The organism is uncultured Turicibacter sp., assembly GCF_938044715.1.
Classification (GTDB): domain Bacteria; phylum Bacillota_I; class Bacilli_A; order MOL361; family Turicibacteraceae; genus Turicibacter; species Turicibacter sanguinis.
The window spans coordinates 1-7,367 of the sequence record NZ_CALIOS010000070.1 but is presented as its reverse complement, the minus strand read 5'-3'; the positions used below and the strand labels follow the sequence as shown (position 1 = coordinate 7,367).

Annotated in this window: 7 protein-coding genes, 1 pseudogene and 1 riboswitch; all 8 genes and pseudogenes read right to left on the bottom strand. The window is 35.4% G+C overall.

The features are described from left to right. The coding region (locus QWC74_RS07825; RefSeq protein WP_288993972.1) for a molybdenum ABC transporter permease at positions 1 to 508 on the bottom strand (508 nt) is incomplete at its 3' end. 1 nt (position 509) lies between these two features. Then, complete coding sequence (modA, locus tag QWC74_RS07820; RefSeq protein ID WP_006785722.1) at positions 510 to 1,274, bottom strand: molybdate ABC transporter substrate-binding protein; 765 nt, start codon at positions 1,272 to 1,274, stop codon at positions 510 to 512. Further along, on the bottom strand, positions 1,259 to 1,750 hold the full coding sequence (locus QWC74_RS07815) for a molybdenum cofactor biosynthesis protein B (RefSeq protein WP_006785721.1): 492 nt from the start codon (positions 1,748 to 1,750) through the stop codon (positions 1,259 to 1,261). The genes modA and QWC74_RS07815 overlap by 16 nt, the downstream gene beginning before the upstream one ends. Further along, on the bottom strand, positions 1,751 to 2,335 hold the full coding sequence (locus QWC74_RS07810) for a molybdenum cofactor guanylyltransferase (protein ID WP_237701299.1): 585 nt from the start codon (positions 2,333 to 2,335) through the stop codon (positions 1,751 to 1,753). A gap of 5 nt (positions 2,336 to 2,340) precedes the next feature. Next, positions 2,341 to 3,546: a gephyrin-like molybdotransferase Glp gene (gene glp, locus QWC74_RS07805; protein ID WP_006785719.1), complete on the bottom strand. Its 1,206-nt coding sequence runs from the start codon at positions 3,544 to 3,546 to the stop codon at positions 2,341 to 2,343. Positions 3,547 to 3,632: 86 nt separating this feature from the next. Next, a riboswitch (molybdenum cofactor riboswitch) is annotated at positions 3,633 to 3,776 on the bottom strand. After that, positions 3,775 to 4,278: a molybdopterin-guanine dinucleotide biosynthesis protein B gene (gene mobB, locus QWC74_RS07800; protein WP_006785718.1), complete on the bottom strand. Its 504-nt coding sequence runs from the start codon at positions 4,276 to 4,278 to the stop codon at positions 3,775 to 3,777. It overlaps the preceding riboswitch by 2 nt. A gap of 397 nt (positions 4,279 to 4,675) precedes the next feature. Beyond that, positions 4,676 to 6,115 (bottom strand): DEAD/DEAH box helicase, encoded by a 1,440-nt coding sequence (locus QWC74_RS07795; protein ID WP_006785717.1) that lies wholly within the window; start codon positions 6,113 to 6,115, stop codon positions 4,676 to 4,678. Between the two features lie 233 nt (positions 6,116 to 6,348). Further along, positions 6,349 to 7,311: pseudogene (locus tag QWC74_RS07790) on the bottom strand (YbhN family protein); the annotation flags it as partial. Positions 7,312 to 7,367 lie beyond the last annotated feature (56 nt).

Here is a 7,367-nt window from a genome sequence, read left to right as displayed (position 1 = left end):
TATTCCCCGCCACTAAAATGGTGGCTCCAAACTCACCGAAAGCTCTCGCAAAGGAAAGTAAAATACCATTTAAAATCCCATTAATGGAAAGCGGTAAAATAATTTTTAACCAGATCACCCACTCACTGGCCCCAAAAACTCTTGCCGCATTGATAATATCTTCATCTACTGAGGTAATAGCCGATTTAATACTCTGATACATAATCGGAATCGACACCATTATTCCTGCAATCACTGCAGCGCTGAGTGTAAAGATAATGGATAGATTGAAATTTTGATTTAAAAACCTTCCAATCCACCCATTCTTACCGAGGATGATTAAAATTAAATAGCCAATCGCCGAAGGTGGAATAAATAGCGGTAATAAAAAGATAAAATCAAGAGAACGAATCGACTTATGTTTGTTAAGTCCAATTCCCCATACCGCGATTAAGGTAAGAATGAACGTGGTGATAACCGCAATTAAGACAACTTTTATTGAAATGAGGGTAGCATCTACAACCATCATTTTACTCACTTACTTCAAAACCATAATTTTTCAAAATTGATTTTCCCGTGTCTGATTTAATAAAATCCATAAACTTCAAACATTCAGCTTCGTTTGAATAACCTTCAATCGATGCTAATGAATAGACAATTTCTTGATAAGAATCCGTTGGCAGCGTCATCATCACTTCACCATTTTCAAGATTCATTGCATCTGTTTTATAAACAATACCATAATCAACTTCTCCACGTTCAACATAGGTTTTAACAGCGGTAACATCTTTTCCATAAATTAAAGAAGATTCTAACTCATCCCATAATCCAAGATTAGTTAATGATTCTTTAGCGTATTCACCTGCTGGAACTGTACTTACTTCACCAATGGCTAGCATTGATCCATTTTCTTTAATGTCTAATAAGGAATTAAGTGTCTGTGCCTCTTTATTCTTAATCACGACTAATGTGTTATAAATTAAGTTTGATTTATTAGAAGGCTTTACTAATCCTTCATCTATTAACTCAACCACATATTTTTCATTCGCTGAGAAGAATAAACCGATATCTGCACCTTCTGAAATTTGTTTCTTAAGTGTTCCTGATCCCCCTGAATTTACATTAATTTTAACAGGGTGATCTTTAGTATAAAGTTCAATCATCTCATCAATCGGATTGACTAAACTCGCTGCTACACTGATATTAAGTTCAGTCACTTCCTCTTTTTGCGTCCCACACGCTGATAAAATCATTCCCATACATAAGACGGTTAATAAGATTATTTTCTTGCGCATTCTTTGGCCTCCCCAAGTAAAATATCAATTCCATGCTTTATATCGTCTAATACAAAATCCAACGCCTCCGTACAAGCTTTTGGACTTCCTGGTAGATTCACAATTAATGTATCCTTACGAATTCCTGATACAGCGCGTGATAACATCGCTCGTTTAGTAATTTGTAAGCTAAAGTAACGAATCGCTTCACAAATTCCTGGTGCCTCGCGTTCAATGATTGCTTTCGTTGCTTCTGGCGTAATATCACGCTTTGAAAATCCTGTCCCACCTGTACTCAACACTAAGTTAACTTTTAATTCATCACACATCTTTTTAAATTCATCTTCTAGCATTTGTTGATCATCTGGTAAAACAATATATTTCACCACTTCAAATCCATTTGCCTCAACGATTTCTTTCACGACGGCTCCACTTTTATCTTCACGCTCTCCGGCATATCCTTTGTCACTACTTGTGATAATTCCAACCGTATACATTTATATTTCCTCCAATTCTAACAAATCCGTTGGCGTATTAACATTAAAAAAATCTTTTCCGACAAATTGACGATTCTCTAATCCTTTAAGCACTTCATAATTCGCACTTAAAATAAATTTTTGTAATTTAAAATCCTGATTCTTTAAACATTTTTCCATCTTAGGAAGAAGTCGCTTATGATAAACGGCGCATAGTGGTTGAAGTCTATCGTCACATAACGGTACTAAAACATCAGCATCCGTTACATATTCTCCTAAGTAATAAAGCACCTCTCGACTTGTCAGGGGCATATCACATGCGATACATAGCACTTCTTCATTTTTTGCTGCCTTTAAGGCAACATGAATGCCGGATAATGGACCATTTCCCGGGAAAATGTCGGAAATTGTCTTAAGGTTATATTTTTGATAATCTTCTGGTTGATTTGTCACAATGATCATCTCTTCAAAATCACGCCCTGCCTCGATGATATGCTCGATAAACTGCTTTTCTTTATATGCAATGAACGCTTTATTCTGATAATTCATACGGCTACTTTTTCCACCTGCTAAAATAGCTAGTGTTTTTGAAATCAATGCTGCCACCTCTTTTATAATTTAATGATTGTCACAATCGATCCTGCTTTTAATGGTTCTTGATTAGCTTCAAATTCTATTAAACAATTAGAATGAAGGGCAGAACTTAGAATGCTATTCCCACTTTTCACTTGTGTCACAAACACACGTTGTCCTTCTTGTGTCGCTTCAAAAAATCCTCGAACGAAACGTCTTTGTGGTGAAGACTTCGTAAAATCAGATTGTAAAATAGCTTGTTCTCTTTTTAATTCTATTTTGACCTGTCCACTCAATTTTTCAAGCGTCGGTTTGACCATTAATTCAAAAGTCGTGAGCGCTGCTGTTGGATTTCCTGATAAACTAATGATTGGTTTTCCTTCATAAAGACTCGCTAGCATGGCCGATCCAGGTTTAATGAGAATTTTCCAAAATAACTTCTCTCCACCTAGCGCCTCAATCGCTTCTTTAATTAAATCTTTCTCACCAACAGACGCTCCACCTGTTGTGATCACTAAATCTGAAACTTCTGCAGCTTGCTTTAACTTCTTTGCAATTTCAATCTCTGAATCAAATTCATGGTCGATATAGGTGATGTCATATCCCATTTCTTTTAATCTTGCGATGAGTGCATACTTATTACTATTATAAATTTTAGCTTCTTTTAACGGTTGATTGACATCCATGACTTCATCTCCGGTACTAATAAAGGCCACTCGTGGTTTTTTATACACTTGAACCTCATGAATACCTGCACTCGCTAAAATCCCAATATCCGCATAATTTAATGTTTTTTTTGCTTCGACTAATAACGTCCCAATTTCAATATCTTCTCCTATTGGGCAGATAAATTGCTGAGGAGTGGCTTTTTTCAAAATCGTGACCTGATTTGACTCGCACGTTGTCTCTTCAACTTTCACCACGGCATTTGCACCTTTAGGAATCTTTGCACCCGTCATGATTTTGATGGCGGTCCCTGGTCGAACTTCTTCTTCACTATTTGTCCCTGCAAAGACGGTCGTTATAATGTCTAGTTTTTTAGGAACTTCATTTAAGTCTTCAACTCGAACTGCATAACCATCCATGGCCGACTTATCAAACGGTGGATTATTAATACCTGAGAAAATCGATTGACTACAAATCCTACCGACACTCTCAAGCAACTCCACAGTTTCACTTTGAAGTGACAGAATATTTTGATCCATAATGGTTAAGGCCTCTTCTAAACTTATAAATGATTTCATCTCCATCACCTCTACTTTTGACAACAAAAAAAGCTTATTACATCCACCCATTTTTGGGCATGAGCAATAAGCTTATATAAATCTATATAAACTCTACTGATTTTCCTTCCCAAAACGTGGAGATCATACTTTTTCAAGTATCACCCTGTGAATCTTTTGTTAGATTCAGGTATAAATGCCTTAGATTTTACTTCCTTAGGACCTTTTATACTCAAGAAAATTATTCAATTATTCTTCAAATTCAAATTCTTTTTCTTGCATTATTAAATCTGCTAACGACTTATAATCTTCTTTATCAATCACTAAATGAGATTCACTTAAAACCTCTGTTTTAGAAGCAATCGCAATCAATAAATGTTCCGGTGTTAGAATCCCTTCACTAAATCCTTCACGATAGACTTCAATTTTTCTTAAAGGACTTTTTTTATAGCCTTCAACCAAAATAATATCTTTATCTTTTAATAACTTCAAAATATCGTTTAACTTTATTTCTTCTTCTACTTCTTTAATCATTGCAAATCTCTTTTTTGAAGAGATAATAACCGTTTCTGCGCCCGCTTCACGATGACGGTAAGTATCTTTACCTTTATGATCGATATCAAAACCATGTACATCGTGTTTCACGGTTGCAACACTTAATCCTCGCGTTTTAAGCTCTTGAATGAGTCCTTCCATCAAGTCTGTTTTTCCAACATTCGAACCTTGACCCATCACATTAATTACTTTTGTCATCGACATCTCCTTTAGGTTTTAAATTATCCTTCTTTAACAGTTTAACCATTTACAACCATTTATATGACTAATTTTGATGAGAGCTATCTAGCTTTTAGCTCATTACTTTTTTCATTCTACCATCAAGTTTTTAAAAAAACTGTGATTTTTATCACATTCTTCTTTTTTTTGTGATATTTTTAATTTATTAATTGATACACTCATAAATTTCAATTACCTTTTGATTCTAAGCTCAAGTTTTTTTCCAAATCTTTTGTTGCAACGGTTTTTGCGCTTTATTTTTACCATTCATTTTGTTTGTTGAAAACAATGCCTTTTCATAATAAAAATATTACTTTTTTTTCTGAATTTACTTTCAAAAAAAGAGCTTGTTCCCTAAAGAACAAACTCCTTTTCATTATTCATATGCTTTTTGAACGCGTAATTTTTTCCCTTTAATGGTTTTATCTTTTAGACCGCGAATAACAGTCCATCCTTTGCCATTTAAAATATCAACATACGTGACATTATCCTGAATATCAATAATTCCAATATCCTCGCCACTTACTCCATCAACTGACGTAATTGCGCCCACAAAATCAATCGCACGTAATTTCTTTTTCTTACCACCATTGATATATAACTTCATAATTTCACGGTTTACATCTGCCGTTTTTTCATGACGTAAGGTCGGACGTGAATTTAATTTTTTCATAAACCCATCTTTCGCTTGTTGCGTCACATCCTCACTTGGACGTTCACAAATCGGTAACTCAAACCCAATATAAGCTTGAATCTCTTCTAACCATCTTTGGTCAAATCGAGTCGCAAATGTGATTGCCTTACCTTTTTGACCGGCACGACCGGCACGACCAATACGGTGAACAAATGAATCTTTTTCCGGTGGGAGATCATAGTTAATCACATGACTAACCCCTGATACATCAATCCCACGAGCTGCGACATCGGTTGAGACTAAGTAGGCAAAACGACCAATTTTGAAGTTTTTCATCGTTTCAAAACGTTCTTTCTGATCCAGTCCTCCGTGCAAACGTTCAATTGGATAGCCTTTTTGAGATAAATTACGATACAGGGCATCAACCGCTTCTTTCGTTGAACAGAAAATCATACAACGCTCTGGATTTTCAACCATTAATAAATCTTGTAATAATTTTACCTTCTCTTGTTCACGAACTTCATATAGTGCATGTTCAACAAGATCTGTTGTTAAAGTCGGTGATTCAATCTTTATTTCTTGTGGATGAGTTAAATAATGCTGGCTTAATTTTTTAATGCGATCTGGCATTGTGGCTGAAAATAACATCGTTTGACGTTTTCTAGGTGCTTCATTCATAATATTTTCAACGACCTCAATGAACCCCATCTTTAACATTTCATCAGCTTCATCTAATACGAATAAAGATAATTTATCAAGAGACAACGTCCCACGTTCTAAATGGTCTTGAACACGACCTGGTGTTCCCACGACGATATGAGTTTTTTGCTTTAATTCACGAGCCTGCTCTTTAAATGGAGACTTCCCATAAACCGCCGTTACCTTGATTCGCTTGAAACGGCCAATATTTGAAATCTCTTCTTTAATTTGTAGTGCTAATTCTCGTGTTGGCGTTAAAATAAGCGCCTGAGGCTTATTCTCATCCCAATCTAACATTTCACATATCGGAATCCCAAACGCTGCTGTTTTCCCGCTTCCGGTTTTAGATTGCACAATCAAATCTTGTTTATTTAAAACAGTTGGAATGACACTTGCCTGTACCTCTGTCGCGTGCTCATATCCAAGTCCTGTTAATGATTTCAAAATCGATTCACTCAGTTGTAACTCATTAAATGCTGTCATTTAAATCCCTCTATACTTTCTTAATCTGTTCTATAACCCAAACAATTCATAACCGAACTATAACGATTCAAACTTGGTTATTTCGGTCCCTTAAGCGAAATGAATGAGTTCCTGATAACGATTTCTTCTTATCGAAAATCAATGAGACTTCTCTATTGTAACACTACTTCACGAAAAGACCTAGTTTCTTTTATCCCCATTTATCCTCTTCTCGTTCATAAAAGAAAAAAAGGTTAACTAGTTAAACCTTCTTTTTTCTTATTCTGTTTGGCTATTAGAAGGTGACCCAATAGCACCACTAATCCACTAATCGCCACAAATAAATAAAAACTGATGCCTCGGCTTAAAAGCATGGCTGAATCAATTAACATTTTCGGAAATAGGGTCGCAAATAACATGACAAACCCACCTTCACTCACTCCAACTGCACCTGGTAATGGAATGGCTGACACAGCTATATATAAAATGGCTTGAAGGGATAGCACTTTGAGATAAGAAAAATCTGATAAGCCAAACGCTCGATACACACAATACGTCACAGAATGCATGGCCATGACTTGAAAAAAGGTGGTTAATAAAACTGATCCCATGCGTGTTTGATGTGTCTTTATGTAGACAGCTCCTTCTTGATACTTTTTAATTTGATCATATGCTAATTGTCTCAAATACTCAATTTGTTTAACCTTTAGCTTTTGTAAAAGACTTAAAACAAAATCAACGATTTTAAGAGACCATGTTTTTGAAAAAATCCCCATCAATACGATAACCAATAAAAAAGAATTTACGCCAACGCCAATCATTAATAAAATTTTTAGGGTTCTTCCAATATCCCCTAAAAATCGATACTCACTTAAAAAGGAGATAATCGCCACCGTAATCGTCACGAGTTGAAAGCTCGCAAAGTTAAGCAATAAAGCTAAAGAAGAATGCGAGATTTCAATGTGATCTTTAAACATATAATAAATTTGCATCGGCTGACCACCAGATGCTGAAGGGGTTACTGAGCTAAAGAAAAAGCCTGAAAAAGTATACCTTAAGCAATTAAAATAGGAAATATCTTGATGTAGAATATGTAAGATTCGCTTGATATTTAACGCATCTAGACACATATATATAAACATACATCCTACCCCAATGAACACCCACATCAAATTGACAAGTTTGAGTGTTTGAAATAAGTCACCTAGATTTTGCTTACGAAATAAAAGGCGATTATTTTTATTCCCTTATGAACTGCTGGCAGAGACAAGTA